The sequence below is a fragment of the Nocardioides sp. NPDC057577 genome (genome assembly GCF_042801335.1).
In the GTDB taxonomy this organism is placed as follows: domain Bacteria; phylum Actinomycetota; class Actinomycetes; order Propionibacteriales; family Nocardioidaceae; genus Nocardioides.
Genome location: NZ_JBHVGB010000136.1, coordinates 1 through 17,223 on the forward strand (window position 1 = coordinate 1; position 17,223 = coordinate 17,223).

Here is a 17,223-nt window from a genome sequence, read left to right on the forward strand (position 1 = left end):
TCCTAACGCGCCGACTCGGCGAATCGGGGTCAGCTGCCAGCGGGATCCGGCCATCGCGGGCCGTAGGCGGGATAGTCGCGGGGCACCCGGAGCGGGAAGGCCGGGTCGCGCTTCTCGAGGAAGGCGGCGACGCCCTCGCCGACGTCGCCGAGGCCGGGCAGCTCGTAGACGCCACGCGATTCGATGCGGTGGGCCTCCCACGGGCTCGACGCGGCCCACATGCTCCACAGCAGCTGCTTGGACAGGGAGATCCCCACGGTCGAGGCCCGCTCGGCGATCTCGGTGGCGATGGCGTACGCGGCATCGAGGAGGTCGGAGTCGGGGACGACCCGTCCCGCCAGCCCGCCGGAGACCACCTCACCGGCGGGCAGCAGGCGGCCGGTGAGGACCCACTCGGTGGCGCGGGCGGTGCCCACCAACCGCGGCAGGAACCAGCTCGCGGCGGACTCGATGAGCATCCCGCGCCGCGTGTAGACGAAGCCCACCCGGGTCGACTCCCCCACCACCCGGATGTCGGCGGGCAGGATCATCGATGCCCCGCCACCGACGGCCGCACCGTTGACCGCGGCGACCACCGGCTTGAGCATCGCCGCCATCCGGAGGGTGACGACGCCGCCGGCGTCCCGGGGCACACCGTCGAGATCGCCGAAGCGCTCGACGAAGGCCGCGTGCTCGGGCGACGGCTCGCGGTCACCATGATGGAACCCCTCGTCGAGATCGGCGCCGACGCAGAAGTTGCGGCCCTTCCCGGTCAGCACGACCACCGCGACCTCGTCGTCGGTCTCGGCCCGGTCGATCGCGTCGACCAGCTCGGTGCACAGGCGCAACGTCATCGCGTTGCCCTGCGCGGGGCGGTCGAGGGCGATGGTCGCCACCCTGCCCTCGACCTGGTAGTCGACCACGGGATCAGCAGTCATCTCAAAGCTCCTGACATTGGCAGATAAACCGTATGGCGTTAGGTTAATCTGAAACCAGGAGGAAACACCATGGCTGCTGAACTGCTCTTGACCGGAGTCCGCGTCGCCGATCTGGGAGACGCCGTCGGAGAGGCCGCGGCCCGCCTGCTGGCGGATCTCGGCGCCGAGACCCTCAAGCTCGAACCCCCGCAGGGCGCCCGGACCCGGACCGAAGAACCTGTGCTGGACGGCCACTCGCTGCCCTACAGCGTCCGCAACACGAACAAGTCGGCGCTGATCGCCGACCTGACCACGCCCGAGGGCAGAGCGGATGCTCGCGCGCTGGTCGCGGAGGCCGATATCGTCTTCGTCTCCCCCACCGCTGCCGGCGCCATCGGGCTGGCCGAGCTGCGCGATATCCGTCCGGGGTTGGTCGCAGTCATCTCCTCCCCCTTCGGCCTCAGCGGTCCGCGACGCGACTGGCAGGCGACCGGACGTACGCTGCTCGCTCTCGGTGGGGCGATGTCGCGCTCCGGCAGCCCCGGCGCGCCGCCGCTGGTTCCGCCCGAGCAGCTCGCGACCGCTACGGCGACCGCCCAGGCCGCGTGGCTGGCGATCGTCGCCCACACCCAACGGACACGGACCGGCCTCGGGCAGACCATCGACCTGTCCCATCACGAGGCGGTCGCGACCGGGCTCGACCCGGCGTTCGGCGTGCAGGGATCGGCCGCGGCCGGGCGGTCGGGGAAGTTCCGGCGTGGCCGTCCGCCGGCCGACTCCTACCCGATCTACCGCTGCGCGGACGGGTTCGTACGCCTGTGCCTGCTCGCCAAGCGTCAGTGGCGCGGCATGTTCGGCTGGCTCGGCGAGCCGGCCGAGTTCGCCGACCCCAGCTATGACTCGATCACCGCCCGGGTGGCCGCCTCCGACCGTCTCGAGCCGCTCATCGAGGCGCTCTTCGCCGACCGCACCGCAGCCGAGCTGGTCGACGAGGCCGCCAGGCGAGGGATCCCGCTCGCCCAGGTGCTCTCACTCGGGGAGGCGCTCGCCGCGGACCACTTCACCAAGGCCGGAACCGTCTCGCGCACGGAGGTGGCTCCCGGGCTGACGGCGACCGTGCCGGTCGGCTACCTCGCCGCCGACGGACACCTGCTCGGGCTCCGGACGCCGAGCCCGGGGCTGCCGACGCAGACCGCCTCGGCCGGCGCGTGGGCCCCGCGCGAGGAGCCCGTCCATCCGGTCCCGGCCACCGGCGGGGCTCCCTTCGCCGGCCTCCGGGTCCTCGATCTCGGCGTCATCGTGTTCGGCGCCGAGGCGGGACGAGCCTTCGCCGATCTCGGCGCCGAGGTGATCAAGGTCGAAAGCCGCAGCTACCCCGACGGGCTGCGCCAGACCCGGAACGGCGAGGCGATGAACGCCTCGTTCGCGTGGGGGAACCGCGGCAAGCGCAGCCTCGGGCTGGACCTGCGCACCGAGGAGGGCAAGCGGATCTTCATCGAGCTCGCCCGGCATAGCGACGTGGTGCTCTCCAACTTCAAGCCCGGCACCCTCGACTCCCTCGGCATCGGGTTCACGACGCTGGCCGCCACCCACCCGGGCATCATCGTCCTGGAGAGCTCGGCCTTCAGCGCCGAGGGGCCGTGGGCGCAGCGCCTGGGCTACGGCCCGCTGGTGCGGGCCGCCTGCGGGGTGACCAGCCTGTGGAAGTACGCCGCCGGCGACACCGCGTCCTGGGACGGGGTGACGGTCTTCCCGGACCATGTCGCCGCCCGTCTCGGAGCTCTCTCGGTGGCGGCCGCGTTGCTCGCCCGGAGCCGCGACGGCCGCGGGCGCCACCTGCAGATGGCCCAGTCCGACGTGGTCCTGCACCAGCTCGCCGACCTGGCCCTGCTCGAGAGCCTGCGGCCCGGGTCCGTCTCGGCGGTCGGCAACCGGGGCCGGGAGGTCTTCGGGGGCGTCTTCGCCTGCGCGGGCGACGACGAGTGGTGCGTCATCGACGCGCGCGACCCGGACGAGGTCGACGTACTGCGCGAGGCGGTAGGGGCCGGCGAGCAGGACCTCGGCGAAGCGGTGAGCGGCTGGACCGCTGTTCGCTCCCCCGCAGAGGTCGGCGAGGAGCTCCAGCGCCGCGGGCTGCCGGCGGCGCCGATGCTCCGGCTCCCCGAGCTGCTCGACGACCCTCAGCTGGCCCATCGCGCGACCTACACGACCCTGACCCACCCCCTCCTGGAGCAGACCCTCCCCGCGGAGGACGCGGCCTCGGCGTACGAGCGGCTCGAGGTGCCGACGCTCGGGCCGGCCCCGCTGGCGGGGGCCGACACCGAGTCGATCTGCCGTGACCTGCTGGGGCTCGACGAGGCCCTGGTCGCCGACCTGCTGGACCGCGGCGTCCTCTTCGTGCCCTGAGGCCCGGGCTGAGCCCGGGCCGGGGCGCTCAGCCCGGGTGCTCAGCCGGCGGGAGTGGTGGGCGGAGCGTCGGGGTCCTTTGGGCGGTAGTCATCGGCGTACTCGACCTCGGCGGCCTTGATCTGGCGGCCCAGCCACGTGTTCCAGGCCTTGGTCTGGGCCTGCGTCGTCAGGGTCTGGGTGAGCGTCTGGGCGGCGTCCTCGAGTCCGACCGGGATCGGCTCGGTGACGTCGGTGACGACGCCGACGTTCCAGCCGCTGCTCGTCCGGACCGGACCGAACACCTTGCCCTTCGCGGCACCGAAGGCGGCCTTGGCGTAGGTGTCTTCCAGCTGCGACTTCTGGACGGCGCCCAGGCTACCGCCCTTGGCGGCGGTGCTGGAGTCGCGCGAGCTGCTCCGGGCGACCGTCGCGAACGCCGTCCCCCTGCCGAGCTCGGCGAGCACCTGGTCCGCCTCCGCCTCGGTGGCGACCACGATGTTGCTGACAGAGCGCTGCTCCGGCGTGACCATCTCGGTCTTGTGGTCCTCGTAGTAGCTCTGGACGTCTGCCTGGGTGACCTCGGGGACGCTCGCGGTGATCTCGGAGTAGAGACGGCTGGTCGCGATGACGCGAGTGATCTCGGAGAGCACCTCGGACTCGGTGACCCCGGCGGTGGCCAGGAACTGCTCGTAGGTCTTCTGGTCGCCGAGCATCTGGGACTCGATCACCTTGTCGAGCTGTTGCTGTGCCTGGGTGCGGGTGACGGTGATGTCCTTGCTCTTCGCGGCGCGCTCCAGGATGAGACTGACCGCCATCGACTTGGCGGCGTCGCGACGGAAGGAAGCCTTCTTGGAGGCATCGGTCGGCTGCTTGACGTTGTAGAGGCCGGAGAGGACCTTGATCCGCTTGTCGAGCTCGGAGACCTTCACGGTCCGGTCGCCGACCTTCATCGCAGCGTCGGACGGAAGCGCGTTGGCTCGTTGGACGACGAGGAACGCGCCCCCACCGACGACGGCGACCGCCACGACCACGGCCAGCAGTCGCGGCCACCAGGGCGGGATCAGGGAACGTACGTTGATCGGTTTGATGGCGAGCTGGGTCATGCGCTGACCTCCTGGAGTTCTCGTGAGGATGGGGTTTCGAGCGTTTCCGTCCCCGATGGCCGGGGCTCGGGAGCGCGGAGCACCCGGGCCACCAGATGCGCCGCGGCGTACGAGCTGACGACGCCGGCGGCGAGCAGGAGCCCGAAGTCGCGGAGCACGGTGAGGCCGGAGAGCCCCAGCGCGAGATAGCCGACGGCGCCGGCGACGGCCGCGGTCAGGACGGTGCGCCCGGCCGAGGAGAGAAGGCGTCGTTCGCCGATCATGGTGACGAACTCGCACGAGGTGACCGTCACCAGCGCGCCGATGGCGAGGGTGAGCGGGCTCAGGTCGATGCCGGCGAGCCGGACGGCGGCGAAGAGCCAGCCGGCGGCGAGCAGGGCGGTGGCCAGGACGCGTACGCCGGCTCGCCACGAGCGCAGCCCGAGCCCGACCAGGAGCGCGGCGACGAGGATGCCGACCGCGTTGACGGTGTAGCGGGCATCCTCCATCGCGCTCAGGCCGTCGGCGGCGAGCACCGGCAGGCCGACGATCTCGACGCGGTAGCCCTTCGGCGGGTCCGGCAGCTCCTGACGCAGCGACTCGATGAGCCGGCGCTGGGCACGTACGTCGTCGAGCGTGATGCCGTAGGTGGAGACGGCGGCCTGGTGATTCCTCGCGAGCACGGCCTCGGTGAGGTAGTCGGGAAGGACCTCGGTGCCCGCGCTGACCTGGGCCGCGGTGGCACCGCCCCCGAGGAACGCGAGCAGCTGGCTGTAGGTCAGCAGGGGCCGCATCTGGTCGGCGTGCTCGCGCACGACGAGGCTCTGCGCCTTCTGCGACCAGGCGATCGCCTCGGGCGAGGCGACGTTCTTGCCCCGCAGCACGATGTCGAGCTCGCCGGAGAAGCCCAGCGTCTGCTCGATGCGAGCGGCGTCGGCCAGCTCGGGTACGCCCTTGGCGAGCTCTTCGGGGCTGGACTGGATCCGCATGCCGGGCAACAGCACCCAGCCCGCGACGGCGACCGCCGCGAGCACGACCAGGACGCCCTTGACCGCCCTGGGCGACAGGCTCGGTCCGCGACGTGCCTCACGGCCGGCTCGAGGCTCGATCCGTCCGATCATCAGGCGCAGCACCAGGGCCCAGCCCACGGTCAGCACCAGACCGAGCGCGAGGGCGAGGCCGAACTCGCGTACGAACGGCAGCGGGGTCAGCGCGAGGCTGGCGAACGCGGCGGCCGCGGCACCCGCGGTGACCAGCACGCCACGGACGCGCTCGGACTGCAGCAGGTAGAGCGGGAAGTCGCTGCCGACGCCGAGCAGCACCGGCAGGAACGCGGCGGCACCGAGCGAGAGCGGCACCCCGAGCAGACCGAAGACGGCGACCGTCGTCGCGGTGCCGAGAAGGGCGCAGCCGAGCGGCAGGAGGCTGTCGCGGCGCCGCCTGCTCCAGCCCGAGATGACGAGCACCAGCGCGACGGCACCGAGCGCGACCGCGCCGAGACGGAGGATCTCGGTGTGCGCACGATCGGCGACGCCGGAGACGACGACGGGAACGCCGGAGACGACCGGCCGCTCGATGCTCAGCCCGGAGTCTCGTACGGCCTTGCGGATCTGTGCCACCAGGCGGCGGTTCTGTTCCTGGTCCAGGCCGGGCTCGGGCCGGATCAGCAGTGTCGCCGACTTGGCGGTCGGCACCAGGAACCGCCACTCCGGGCGCGGGTTGCCGGCGCGGTCCATCAGCACCGAGGCCACGAACTTCTGGTTCTGCACGGTGGGGAGGCCGACCGGCAGCGCCTCGGCGAGCAGCTTGCCGTAGCGGCGGTCGAAGGGCACGAGCGCGGCGTCGCCGGCGGCGGTGACCTCGGCCTTGCTCTTGTTCTCTCGCCGCGCCCTGGCCTCGGCCACGTTGCGGATCTGGTCACGCGCACCGGCGACCTGGGCCAGCATCCCCTTGACGGATCCCGCGGTCTGGTTGAGGACGGTGCCGGGGCCGTAGACGCTGTGCACGCCGGCCACGCCCGCCAGCGTCCCCTCGAGGCGGATCAGGCGCACCAGCTCGGTCGGGTCCAGGACCAGTCCCAGCTGGGTGGTGCCCGCCAGCTCCACGACGACGGCATCCCCACCGAACGTGCGCTGGTAGTCCTGCAGCTGCCGGTCGGCGCTGTCCCCGGCGGGCACGAAGGAGTCGACCTTGGTGTCGACCTCGACCCGGGAGATGCCCAGACCCACCACGCCGAGGACGAGGAGCACCAGCAGCGCCGAGACCGCCTGCCGGCGGCCGGGCCGGGGGAACCCGCGCGGCAGCCCGGGCCCCCAGGTCACTTGTCCTCCTCGACGCGCGGCGCCTCGCCCTTGAACGGGGCCGGGTCGTCTGCCTGTCCCGGCGCCGGATAGGGGTTGTTCCAGTGCAGCGGGTTGATCGTCTGCAGGTCGAGCGGGTTCCCTCGGACGGAGTATTCGTTGAAGATCGTCGCCAGCCGCGCCGGCGCGACCCCGTTCTCGAGCGGGATGTCGAACGCGCCACCGAAGTTGCCGAAGAAGGAGCCGATGTCGTTGGCGTACGGCTCGATGTAGGTCAGCATCGGGTTGATGTTGCGCAGCAGCAGGTCGAGGTAGGGCGTGATCGCGATCAGGTTGCGCGAGAGCGCCGGCAGCTGGTTCACGGTCTCCGGCGCGATCTTCAGCGCCCCGTTCATGTAGGGCAGCAGCGCCTCGAGGCTGGCGGTGACCGAGGGCAGGTTGACCAGCGCCGCGTTGAGGTCGGGGGCCGCCTGGTCCAGGGACCGTACGACCGGGCTGAGGTCACCCGAGAGCTCACCGAGCGAGCTGGTCGCGGTGCGCGCACTGCTCATCAGTCCCGGCAGCCGCTGTACCGTGGCGGCCAGGGCCTCCTGCTGCCCCGCCGTCGCCCGGGTGATCTGCTGGGTGTTGTCGATGACCGAGACGATCGCGCCCCGGTTGGTGTCGGCCGCGGCCAGGATCGCGTTGGTCTCCTGCACCAGGGACTGCAGGTCGTCGTTCTGCGCAGCGAGCGCGTCGACCGCGGTGTAGCCGGTGCCGCCGATCTGGCCCAGCCCCTCCATCACCTGAGAGAGGCTCTGCTGGGTGCCGTCGGTGGTGGCGCCGAGGTCGGTGAGGGCCGCGGCGAGCTGCTTGCGGGTCTGCGGGGTGAACGTACGCACGACCTCGTCGATGTCCGTCGCCGCCTCGACCGCCTTCGACGGCAGCGCGGTGCCGTCCGGGATCTCCTCCCCGCTACCGTCCTCGACGTCCACGAACGACTGTCCGATGACGGACTTGACGCCGACGCGGACGGTTGCCCCCTCGTGGAGCGGTGCCACCTCGTCGTCGAGGTTCAGCACGACGTGGGCGGTGCGTCCCTCGACCTTCGTCGAGGCGACCGTACCGACGATGACGCCGGCGACGCGGACCTCACCGGCCTCCTGGAGGTTCTTCAGATCCTCCGACTCGAAGGACACCTGGTAGGCACCGTCGCCACCCGGAAGCGTCCCGCCCGCGCCCTTCCACAGATAGCCGAACCCGAGCACGCACAGCAGGCTGATGGCCACGATGACCACCACCGACGTACGCGGTCGGAACCGGGGGCGGGTGGTCGGGATCGTGCGCAGCGTGACACTCATGGGGTGTCTCCCTTCTTGCCCGGTTCGATGCCCTCGTCGCCGAGGCCCCCGGTGGGGTTGGTGAGGTCGACGTGCAGGTTGGCGCGCCCCATGCCTCCGTTGGCGTCATAGAGGCTGAAGGAGGACGAGGTCTGGTAGGTGAAGGCGGCGAGGTCGTCCATCCACGGGACGAGCTCCTTGGTGGCCTGGGGCAGGTATCCCACCACCGGCTTCAGGTCGGCCAGCGCAGGATTGGCGTCGGCGACGAAGGGACGCAGGTCGTCGACCACGGGCCCGGCACGGTCGACCACAGGGGCCGCACCGTTGATGAAGTTGTGGACCGAGCCGACGGTGCCGTCGAGGTTCTCCACCGCCTTGGGGAGGTCGCCGGAGGCCTTGTCGAGCTCCTTCAGGGTCGGGTCGAGCTGGCCGGTCAGGTCGTTGACCTCCCCCATCGACCCGGACAGCTGATCGGTGAACCCGGGCAGCGTGTCCAGGGACGCCGAGAGCTGCCGATCACGCTTGGCGACCGCGGAGAGTGTCTTGTCCATCGAGGTGGTCAGCTCGGTGAGCCGCCGCCTGTCGTGACCCACGGACTCCGAGATGGTGGTCAGCGACGTGACCAGCTGGGAGATGTTCGTACGCCGCTCGTTGAGCGCGTTGATGACCGGCTCCCACTGCTTCATGGTGGCCGTGGTCGCATCCAGGCCGGCGGGAAGCGTCGTCGGAGCGTCCTTCAGCCCGACCTGCGTCTGGTCGATCATCGAGGTCAGCGCGGCACGCGTGCGTGCGTCGAGCTTGTCGAGCACCTCGTACGGCTGGACGGCACGCTTGGTCTGTGCGACCGGGAGCATGCCTCCCTCCTCCAGCAGGCCCGCGGGCGGGCCGCCCGGGTCGAGCTCGATGTACATCACGTTGAGCGGCGCCTTGGTCCGCAGGACCGCGGTGGCGTTGCTGTAGATCCGCTGCTCGTTCTCGAACTCGACGGTGACCTTGGCAGTGCCGGAGTCGGTCGGGTCGGCAGCCGTGATCCTGCCCACCGGGACGCCGGCGATCCGGACCTCCTGGACGGCCTCGGGGCGCACCCCGGGCGCCGCGGTGAACTCGATCGCGACCGATTGCCGGTCCTGCCACGGCATCGTGATGTGCTGGTTGCTCAGCACGTAGACGGACGCGGCGAGACCTGCGAGAAGCGCAACGGCCACGGCGATCGTGTCGCGCTTGAGTCCGGGGGTGTTCCGGATCCGGTCGGCGAGGGTGCTGAGGCTCACCATCAGTTTTCCCCTTTCAGCTGCGGGATCAGCTGGGCGAGCGCGTCGTCCAGGTTGAGCGGTGCGACGCTGCCGGCGCTGACGCCGGCCTGGAAGTTGAGCAGGCTGCCCTGGGCGTCCTGGGTCATCGAGGCGCGGTCGAGGTTGGTCACCATGTAGGCGAGCTCCTCGTAGAACTTGTTGTCCGACTGGACGCCGCCGCCGGTGTCCTTGAACGGGCCCTTGCCGCGGTAGGTGCTTCCCAGCGACTCGAGGACCGGACCCTCGACACGGTCGATCACCGGGCCCTTGATGTCCTTCAGGATCGGCTTCGCGGTCCTGGCCGTCGGCACCAGGTCCTGGACCAGCGGCTGCGCGTCCTCGAGCAGACCGGGCAGCTTGGCCGCGACCGGCCTCGTGTCGACGAGCATCGGTTCGAGAGTCCTGGCCAGCGGTCCGACGCGTTCGGCGGTGGGCTGCAGGCCGGTCGCGGTGCGGTCGAGCTGGCGCAGCGTCGGGGTGAGCTCGTCGGTCGCCGACCTGGTCTCGTCCAGCGCCGTGGGAAGACCTGCGATGGTCCTGGACAGATCGTCGCTGTGGTCGGCGAGGGTGGTCGTCGTCGTGTTCAGGTTCACCAGGCTCCGGGCGAGCGCTGCATCTTGCCGGTTGAGCGTCGCCGCGATGCTCTCCACGTTGCCGACCAGCCGCGGCAGGTCGGTCTGCGGCTTGGTGCCCTGGACGGAGGTCACCAGGGTCGTCGACGGGTCGAGGACCCTCGGCGCCTGCCGGGTGAACGACCGGATGGACTTCTGGTTCTTGTCCGACAGCGTCGCTCCGGCCTCCTTGATGGTCCCCTGGAGGTTCTTGCGGGTCTTGCCCGGGAGGGCGGAGAGAATCGCGTCGAGCTCGACCGGGACATGGGTGCGGCTCTTCGGGATCGCCCTGTCGGAGAACTCCCCGGCTCCCCCCGGCACCAGGTTCAGGGCGTACTCGCCGCCGAGGACGGTGAGCGGCTCCACCCGAGCGCTGGGCGTCGACCCGAGTCGCTCCTTCACCCCGTCATCGACCTTCATGTCGACCCGGGTGGTGCCGTCGGCCTCCTGCTGTACGTCCGAGACGACGCCGACCTGCAGGCCGGCGACCTTCACCTTCGTCTTGCCGGAGACCAGGCCGTAGTTCTGGTCGAAGGTGGCGTGGATCGTGTCGCCCGAGCGGAACAGCAGCGAGAGCTGGGTCTTGAACGCCAGCGCGGCCAGGACGGCAGCCAGGACGACGATGAGAACCACCGCCCGGCGGGTCAGCGGTGACCCGGCCATCCGGGACCAGTTGGTGAGTGCGGACATCAGCACTTCCCCTTTCCGTACTTCAGGCCGTGGGAGAACGCCTTGCCCGGACCGGAGTACGGGTCGACGTTCGCGAGCGGGTCGGGCTGGCTGGCGACGTAGACGCCGGGGAAGACGAGCATCGCGCTGAAGTAGTGCTTGTCCGGTCCGTAGTTGCCGCTGAGCAGGTCGTTCTCGCAGAAGAGGGTGCCGGCGTCGGGGGCGTAGGGGCTGAGCACCTCCAGCGTCGGCGCGGTCTTGCCGAGCGTCTTGCGAGCGCGGCCGACGGTGGGCTCCGCCTTGGTGAGGGCTGGGACCAGCGTCCCGACCGGCTCCGCCGACCCCTGGGCGAACTTGCGTACGGTGACCGCCACCGGCGGCGCCTCGACCAGGAAGTCGCGCAGGTCCGGCACGGACTCGACCAGGTCGTCGACCCCGGGTCGCAGCTCGGTGACCGCATCGGCGGTGTCGTCGAGTGCCGGGTTGATCTCGGCCAGGCCCTGCCGCGCCGTCACCAGCGTCTTCGGGGCCTCTGCGACCGTCCGGCGAAGCGGCTCGGTGTCGTCGGTGTTGACGGCGCTGAGTGTCGTGCTCGTGGTGGTCACCAGGGTCTGGATCTGCCGCTCGTGACCATGGATGTGGGAGACCAGGCTGTCGCCGGTGACGAGGAGGCCGTCGAGATCGGTCTTCGGGTCGGCGACGGTGTCGAGCACGAGCGTGCCGTCCTCCAGCATCCCGGGCGCGACCTGCAGAGCGCTGTAGAGGTCCTTCTGGTGGCCGGATACTCCCCCGCCGACCTCGCGCAGTCCGACCTGCAGACCTTCACGGGCCTTGGGAGGCAGCGCGGAGAGCACGGTGTTGAGGTCGGCCGAGCTCGTGGTCCGCTCGGCGGCGATCGGCTTGCCTCCGAGCAGTCCGGAGCTCGCGGTGCCGGGATCGAGGGAGACGAACTTGCGTCCGAGGACCGAGGCGTTGCCGACCGTGGCGGTCGCGTCGGCGTACAGGTCGCGGTCCCCGTCCAGGCGCATCTTCACCAGGGCCTGGTCGTTCTCGTAGGAGATGCCGGTGACGACGCCGACCCGGATGCCGTTCTGGGTCACGTTCTGCTGGGGCTTCAGGGTCCCGACGTCGTCGAAGTACGCCGCGACCTCGGTGTGGTCCTTCAGCGGCAACGCGCCGCCGCCCTGGACGAGGGTTCCGACGTAGGCGATGACTCCGCCGGCGGCGATCGCGACGATCCCGATCAGGAGTCGCCGGGCGTCTTGTCGATGTAGTCGTGCGCTCATGAGTGGCCTCCGATGAGCTGATCGAGAAGGTTCTGCTCCTGCGAGGACGAGAGTCCGGTCGCGCTGTTGGGGTCGTCGGTGGCCCCGCCGGTCAGGGGGCCGGTGAGGTCCGCGAGTCCTTCGGCGGCCTCGTCGGCCGGCTTGTCCTGCTTGGCCGACGGCCCCTGTCCGCCCACGGTGCCGATGTTCGGCAGCACCTCGGCGCCGACGAGCGAGTTGAGCGCCTCGGGGGTGACGTGGACCAGGCCGCGGAAGTAGTGGCTCAGCCCGTCGCGGGAGTTGGTGCTCAGGGCCCACTTGGTGACGAACGACATCAGGTCGCCCAGGTGCTCGTCGAGGAGCTCGTCGCCCACGGGCCGCAGCTCCGAGGCGGTCGTACGCAGGTTGTCACCGGAGGCCCGTAGGTCCTCGGTGATCGGCTTGATCCTCTTCAGCAGGGCGTCGAGCTCGGCGAAGAGCGGACCGAAGGCGTTGAACGCCGGGTCGGCGTAGGGAGAGAACCGGTTGATCTCCTCGGCGATCTCGGCCAGGTCGCGAGTGACCGGTCGCGCCTTCTTCAGCGTCGGGGTCACCGTCTCGGAGACCGTCTCCAGGGACGTCAGGGTGCGCTGCGCCTCCTGGAGCGTGGCCGGCAGCTCGGCGATCGTCGCCTCGAGCGCCGACTGCTCATCGGCGAGGGCGTCGAGCGTCTCCCGGGCACGCGAGATCAACAGGTCGAGCTGCTTCCCGTTCTCCCCGGTGAGCGAAGCCGCCACCGGGTCGGCCTTGGCGACCAGGTCGGTGAGCACCTTGTTCTGGCTCTGCAGGATGGCGCCGACCTGGTCGAGGTTCTCCATCAGCGGCGCGAGCGCCTTGAGCGCGTCCGCCATCTTCTGGCCGCCGCCGTTCATGGTGCCCTCGCCCAGGGTGCTGACCAGCGCCGCGAGCGCGGTCGAGGTGGGGTCGTCGAGCGTGTCCAGGACGTCTTGGAGGTTGACGGCGGAGTCGGTCTGCTTCAGCGGGACCGTGTTGCTCCTCAGGTAGGGCGAGGACTCCTTCCCGGGCTCGATGGACACGTAGTTCTCGCCGAGGACGTTGATCGGCTGGATCAGCAGCTTCGCGTCCTCGTGGACCGGAAGCACGTCCTCGTCCAGGTCGAGGGTGACCCGGGCGACGCCCTTCTCGAGCTTGATCGACGTGACCTTGCCGACCTGCACGCCGGAGGTGCGGACCTCGTTGCCGACCTCGAGCGGGCTGGCGTCCTCGAAGTAGCCGACGAGCTCGGACTGGCCGACCGAGGTGCCCATCAGGTTGACTCCGGTGACTGCTGTCGCCGACCCGACCACGACGGTGGCGGAGATGGCGGTGACTTTCGAGATGAGCATCAGTTGATCCCGTCCCCTTCTGCATCGGTCCACGGCTGGCCGGCGATCGAGCCCGGCAGCGGCCGCGCGTCCTGTTTCATGCCCGGCGGCATCACCCCGGGGTTCTGGTCGAAGCTGCTGGCCGAGGCGGTGATGAGCGCGCGGGCGTAGTGGCCCGAGGCGTCCCTGCTGCCGAAGACCCCGTTCCAGTTGCTGAGCCAGCCGACCAGCTCCGGCGTGTAGGGGCGCAGGTGGGAGACCATCGGGTCGGCCTGCTCCAGAGCGCTGGTCGCGGTCGGCAGGATGGCGTTCGCGTCGTTGACCAGCCCCGGGGTGTACTGGAGCAGCGTCTGCGCGTCCGCGAGGGTCCCGGGCAGCATCGCCAGGGCAGGACGTACGTCGGCGAGCACCGGGTTGGCCTGCTTGGCGATCGCCGGGAGACGGTCGGTCGAGGGTCGCAGGGTGCGCAGCAGCGTCCGGGTCGAGTCGACCGGTTCCGGAACCGCCTCCAAGGCGGTGGTGGCCGAGTCGATCGTCGCCGGGAGCTTCTCGATCGTCTGGGAGAGCTCGCCCTGGCGCTCGGCGATCTGGCTGGTGAGCGCATCGAGGTTGTTGATGCTGGCGGCCAGCTCGGCATCGTTGGCCGAGACGTTGGACGTCACGCCGTGCAGCTCCTTGATGATCTTCTTCAGCGCGGGCCCGTCCTGGGCGATCGCGCTGAGCAGGTCGGCGATGGCCTTCACGGTCGGCCCGGCCTTCGTCAGCGTCGTCCGGAGGTCGGGCTGAGTGCCCGCCAGTGTCTTGTTGAGCTGTCCGACCAGAATCTGCAGCTGCTTGCGGGTGGGGGCGTCGAGGGTGCTGAGCAGCTCGTCGATGTCGACGGCCTCGGCGTTGCCCGTGACGAGGTGGCCAGAAGGCATCTCGGGGTTGGTCTCGGCGCCTGGGACCAGCTCGATCATGCGGGTGCCGAGCACCGATGCCCACTTGATCCGGGCGGTGGTGCCGGCACGGAGCGGGGCGTACTCGTCGTCGATGGCGACCTCGATCTCGGCCTGTCCGTCACGGACACCGACCGAGGTCACCTTCCCGACGCGCTGGCCCTTGATCATGACACCGCCGTCCTTGAACGCGGTGCTGGCCGAGGGCATCAGCAGGGTGAGGGTGTAGTCGGGCCCGGAGGTGAGCCTGACGAGGCCCCAGGTGAGGAGCGAGCCGACGATCACCAGGGCGATGAGCCCCTTGACGCCGACCTTCGCTAGGTTCGCGGTCATCGTGGCTCCCTCAGTCCATCCCGAGCGGGCCGTCAGCGGCGCCGGCCAGGAACTGACGTACGAACGGGTCCGTGGAGGCGAAGGTCTCGTCCGCACTGCCCGCGTGGACGATCTGGCCCTTCCACAGCACCGCGACGTGGTCGCTGACCTCCCGCGCGGTCGGGATGTCATGGGTGATCACGATGTAGGTGCCGCCGTGCTGGCGATGGACCTTCTGGATCAGTCGTCCCAACAGCTTGGTGCGGACCGGGTCCAGGCCGGAGTCGGGCTCGTCGAAGAGCACCACGTCGGGCCGCATCACCAGCGCCCTCGCGAAGCCGGCACGCTTGCGCATCCCGCCCGAGATCTCGTTGGGTGCCTTGTCCACCGCGGCCTCGAGCCCGACCTCGCTGAGGTGGGCCATCACGATGTCCCGGATCTCGACCTCGGAGAGGTTCGTGTGCTTGCGCAGCGGGAAGGCGACGTTGTCGTAGATGTTCATCGAACCGAAGAGCGCGCCGTCCTGGAACAGCACGCCGAAACGCTTGCGAAGCTCGTAGCGCTCGTGCTCGGAGACGCCCCAGATGTCGCTGCCGAACACGCGCACCTCACCCTCGTCCGGCTCGAGGAGACCGACGATGTGCTTGAGCAGCACGCTCTTGCCGGTGCCGGACGGGCCGAGCACCGTCGTGATCGCGTTGTGGACGAACGTCAGGTCGATGCCGTCGAGGATGTTGCCCGACCCGAACGACTTGCGTACGCCGACCAGCTCGATGCTGTGCGGACTGTTGGGCGACTGCTCGAAGCCAGTGTGCGGAATCGTGAGATTCGCGGTCATCATTTCCTCCCGTGAACGTGGCGCGCGAGTCATCTAGTTGCCGATCGGCGCGTTGGGGGTGTTGCCGTAGAAGAGCTGGACCAGCGCCATCCCGATGACGCTGACGAGGACGAGGTTGACGAGCATCGACCGCGCCGTGTTGAGGCCCACCCCGACCGGACCGCCCTTGGCGGTGTAGCCGTAGTAGGAGGCGACGGTGAGAATCACGACGCCCAGGACCGTGCCCCAGATGATGGCGAGGACGAAGTCGCGCGGGTTCTGGAACAGGAAGAGGTAGTACTGGAAACCGCCGGGGCTCACCGTCTGCAGCAGCTGCACGTTGAAGAGGAAGCCGGCGAAGAAGTTGACCACCATCGAGGTGACGAAGATCAGCGGCATCGTGATGGCTCCCGCGATCACGCGCGTGCTGACCAGGTAGGGGATCGAGCGGATGCCCATGACCTCCATGGCATCGATCTCCTCCGAGATGCGCATCGCACCCACCTCGGCGACGATCCCGCAGCCGATCTTCGCCGCGACCATCCAGCCGAAGACCACCTGGATGATCCCGCGTACGCCGGCCACCGCGTTGACGGCGGCGATGTAGGAGTCGATACCGATGCTGGCGAAGAGGAAGTTGGCGGTCAGCCCCATGACCGCGCCCATCATGAAGAGCATCGCGAGGATGACGAGGCTGTTCTCCCGCACGATGGCGCTGGCGTGCCGCACGATCTCCGAGGGGTAGAGACGGATGGCGACCGGGATCTCGGCGAAGACCTTGCCGACGAAGCCGACGAACTCCCCCACCCCGTCCAGGCGGCCCTTGGCCGGCTGGCGACGGCGGCGCCTGACGGCGACCGGCGCGACCGGCGCGACCGGACGTACGGGCTCGGCGGCGGTCATCGGAAGGTCCCCAGGTTCGGGAAGAGGCCGAGCAGCAGCGCGTTGAAGGCGAGCTGCAGCACCCAGACCCCCACGAAGGAGAGCACCACCGCCTGGTTGACGGCGCGACCGAGACCGATCGCACCGCCGGAGGCGTTGAGCCCCTTGTAGCAGCAGATCGTGCCGATCAGCAGGCCGACCAGGAAGCAGTTGGCGACCACGGCCAGCACCTGCACCGGCGAGACGTTGGCGAACAGGTTGCTGTGGAAGTCGGCGCCGGACTGACCTGCCACATAGTTGGCGCCGACCTGCATCGAGACGATCGTGACGATGATCGACGGCACCGAGATCAGGGTCGTGAGCAGCGTCAGCGAGACCACCCGCGGGACCGCGAGGTCGCGGATCGGGTCGACGCCCATGACCTCCATCGCGTCGATCTCCTCGCGGACCTTCCTGGCCCCGATGTCGGCGGTCAACGCCGAGCCGATCACGCCCGCGACCACCATGGAGACGATCCACATCGTGAAGGTACGCATCGCCTGCAGCAGGAGCAGCGGGCCGAAGAGCTGCGTGGCTCCCGCCATCGCGAAGAACTGGACGGTCAGGATCGACATGAAGATGAGGAACCCGAAGATCGCCGCGGCGATGGGAAGCGAGGCCTGCTTCAGGGTCTGATACATGTCGTCTGCGACGTCGACCCAGTAGCCGCGCGGATGCAGCACCGCGCTCCTCACGATCTTGACGAGCAGATCGACCATCCCACCCGCCTCGATGACCGGCCCCCGAACCTTCGGCGGCAGCCACTTGAGCGAGTTGGACAGCGGATTGGCGTAAGGACCACGCCGGGCGATCGGCGGGGCAGCAGCACCTGTGCTCATACCTGTCTGCGCTCCTCGTGCAACTTGGCAGGGCGGGCCGAACGGCCGCCAACGGCGGGTTCCGGTCCGGCGCATCGAGGTGCGACGCGCATCACACTCAACGAGGTCATGTGATGCAGGTTACGGGTTAATCCGTATGGCTTTAGGTTTTTTTTCTAAAGGCTTTAGGCAACGGAGGTACGCCGGCGACGACCGCTGTCTTGATCGGAC

General features: G+C 69.8%; 13 protein-coding genes. 1 reads left to right on the plus strand and 12 read right to left on the minus strand.

Features of this window, described 5'->3' with window-relative positions; genetic code table 11:
- Window positions 1–29: 29 nt before the first annotated feature.
- Window positions 30–917: an enoyl-CoA hydratase-related protein gene (locus tag ACFU7D_RS21900; protein WP_378871117.1), complete on the minus strand. Its 888-nt coding sequence runs from the start codon at window positions 915–917 to the stop codon at window positions 30–32.
- Window positions 918–986: 69 nt separating this feature from the next.
- Between ACFU7D_RS21900 and ACFU7D_RS21905 the strand changes: the two genes are divergently transcribed.
- The gene (locus ACFU7D_RS21905; protein WP_378871120.1) at window positions 987–3,302 is read left to right on the plus strand and encodes a CoA transferase; all 2,316 of its coding nucleotides are present in this window, start codon (window positions 987–989) and stop codon (window positions 3,300–3,302) included.
- A 41-nt stretch (window positions 3,303–3,343) separates the two neighbouring features.
- Here ACFU7D_RS21905 and ACFU7D_RS21910 read toward each other — a convergent pair whose 3' ends face one another.
- The 11 genes from ACFU7D_RS21910 to ACFU7D_RS21960 are packed head-to-tail and all read right to left on the minus strand — an operon-like array spanning window position 3,344 to window position 17,013.
- A complete protein-coding gene (locus ACFU7D_RS21910; RefSeq protein ID WP_378871122.1) occupies window positions 3,344–4,387 on the minus strand; it encodes a peptidyl-prolyl cis-trans isomerase in 1,044 nt (347 codons plus the stop codon).
- On the minus strand, window positions 4,384–6,687 hold the full coding sequence (locus tag ACFU7D_RS21915) for an MMPL family transporter (RefSeq protein ID WP_378871125.1): 2,304 nt from the start codon (window positions 6,685–6,687) through the stop codon (window positions 4,384–4,386). The genes ACFU7D_RS21910 and ACFU7D_RS21915 overlap by 4 nt, the downstream gene beginning before the upstream one ends.
- Window positions 6,684–8,006: an MlaD family protein gene (locus ACFU7D_RS21920; protein WP_378871128.1), complete on the minus strand. Its 1,323-nt coding sequence runs from the start codon at window positions 8,004–8,006 to the stop codon at window positions 6,684–6,686. Before ACFU7D_RS21920 ends, ACFU7D_RS21915 begins: the two co-directional genes overlap by 4 nt.
- Window positions 8,003–9,259, minus strand: coding sequence for an MlaD family protein (locus ACFU7D_RS21925; RefSeq protein WP_378871130.1), 1,257 nt, complete (start codon window positions 9,257–9,259; stop codon window positions 8,003–8,005). Before ACFU7D_RS21925 ends, ACFU7D_RS21920 begins: the two co-directional genes overlap by 4 nt.
- Window positions 9,259–10,578 (minus strand): MlaD family protein, encoded by a 1,320-nt coding sequence (locus ACFU7D_RS21930; protein ID WP_378871133.1) that lies wholly within the window; start codon window positions 10,576–10,578, stop codon window positions 9,259–9,261. Before ACFU7D_RS21930 ends, ACFU7D_RS21925 begins: the two co-directional genes overlap by 1 nt.
- Window positions 10,578–11,843 carry an MlaD family protein gene (locus ACFU7D_RS21935; protein WP_378871135.1) on the minus strand — a complete coding sequence of 422 codons (1,266 nt, stop codon included), beginning with the start codon at window positions 11,841–11,843 and terminating at the stop codon, window positions 10,578–10,580. Before ACFU7D_RS21935 ends, ACFU7D_RS21930 begins: the two co-directional genes overlap by 1 nt.
- Window positions 11,840–13,207, minus strand: coding sequence for an MlaD family protein (locus ACFU7D_RS21940; RefSeq protein ID WP_378871138.1), 1,368 nt, complete (start codon window positions 13,205–13,207; stop codon window positions 11,840–11,842). The genes ACFU7D_RS21935 and ACFU7D_RS21940 overlap by 4 nt, the downstream gene beginning before the upstream one ends.
- Window positions 13,207–14,457 carry an MlaD family protein gene (locus ACFU7D_RS21945; protein ID WP_378871141.1) on the minus strand — a complete coding sequence of 417 codons (1,251 nt, stop codon included), beginning with the start codon at window positions 14,455–14,457 and terminating at the stop codon, window positions 13,207–13,209. The genes ACFU7D_RS21940 and ACFU7D_RS21945 overlap by 1 nt, the downstream gene beginning before the upstream one ends.
- Window positions 14,458–14,467: 10 nt before the next feature.
- Entirely contained in the window at window positions 14,468–15,274 is an 807-nt protein-coding gene (locus ACFU7D_RS21950; protein ID WP_378871144.1) for an ABC transporter ATP-binding protein, read from the minus strand.
- Window positions 15,275–15,307: 33 nt separating this feature from the next.
- Entirely contained in the window at window positions 15,308–16,156 is an 849-nt protein-coding gene (locus tag ACFU7D_RS21955) for an MlaE family ABC transporter permease (protein ID WP_378871147.1), read from the minus strand.
- Window positions 16,153–17,013 (minus strand): MlaE family ABC transporter permease, encoded by an 861-nt coding sequence (locus ACFU7D_RS21960; RefSeq protein ID WP_378871150.1) that lies wholly within the window; start codon window positions 17,011–17,013, stop codon window positions 16,153–16,155. The genes ACFU7D_RS21955 and ACFU7D_RS21960 overlap by 4 nt, the downstream gene beginning before the upstream one ends.
- Window positions 17,014–17,223 lie beyond the last annotated feature (210 nt).

Bases quoted from the DNA above. Each gene is read 5' to 3' on its own strand.
- ACFU7D_RS21900 (WP_378871117.1), bottom strand. From the start codon at position 917: ATGACTGCTGATCCCGTGGTCGACTACCAGGTCGAGGGCAGGGTGGCG.
- ACFU7D_RS21905 (WP_378871120.1), top strand. From the start codon at position 987: ATGGCTGCTGAACTGCTCTTGACCGGAGTCCGCGTCGCCGATCTGGGA.
- ACFU7D_RS21910 (WP_378871122.1), bottom strand. From the start codon at position 4,387: ATGACCCAGCTCGCCATCAAACCGATCAACGTACGTTCCCTGATCCCG.
- ACFU7D_RS21920 (WP_378871128.1), bottom strand. From the start codon at position 8,006: ATGAGTGTCACGCTGCGCACGATCCCGACCACCCGCCCCCGGTTCCGA.
- ACFU7D_RS21925 (WP_378871130.1), bottom strand. From the start codon at position 9,259: ATGGTGAGCCTCAGCACCCTCGCCGACCGGATCCGGAACACCCCCGGA.
- ACFU7D_RS21930 (WP_378871133.1), bottom strand. From the start codon at position 10,578: ATGTCCGCACTCACCAACTGGTCCCGGATGGCCGGGTCACCGCTGACC.
- ACFU7D_RS21935 (WP_378871135.1), bottom strand. From the start codon at position 11,843: ATGAGCGCACGACTACATCGACAAGACGCCCGGCGACTCCTGATCGGG.
- ACFU7D_RS21940 (WP_378871138.1), bottom strand. From the start codon at position 13,207: ATGCTCATCTCGAAAGTCACCGCCATCTCCGCCACCGTCGTGGTCGGG.
- ACFU7D_RS21945 (WP_378871141.1), bottom strand. From the start codon at position 14,457: ATGACCGCGAACCTAGCGAAGGTCGGCGTCAAGGGGCTCATCGCCCTG.
- ACFU7D_RS21950 (WP_378871144.1), bottom strand. From the start codon at position 15,274: ATGACCGCGAATCTCACGATTCCGCACACTGGCTTCGAGCAGTCGCCC.
- ACFU7D_RS21955 (WP_378871147.1), bottom strand. From the start codon at position 16,156: ATGACCGCCGCCGAGCCCGTACGTCCGGTCGCGCCGGTCGCGCCGGTC.
- ACFU7D_RS21960 (WP_378871150.1), bottom strand. From the start codon at position 17,013: ATGAGCACAGGTGCTGCTGCCCCGCCGATCGCCCGGCGTGGTCCTTAC.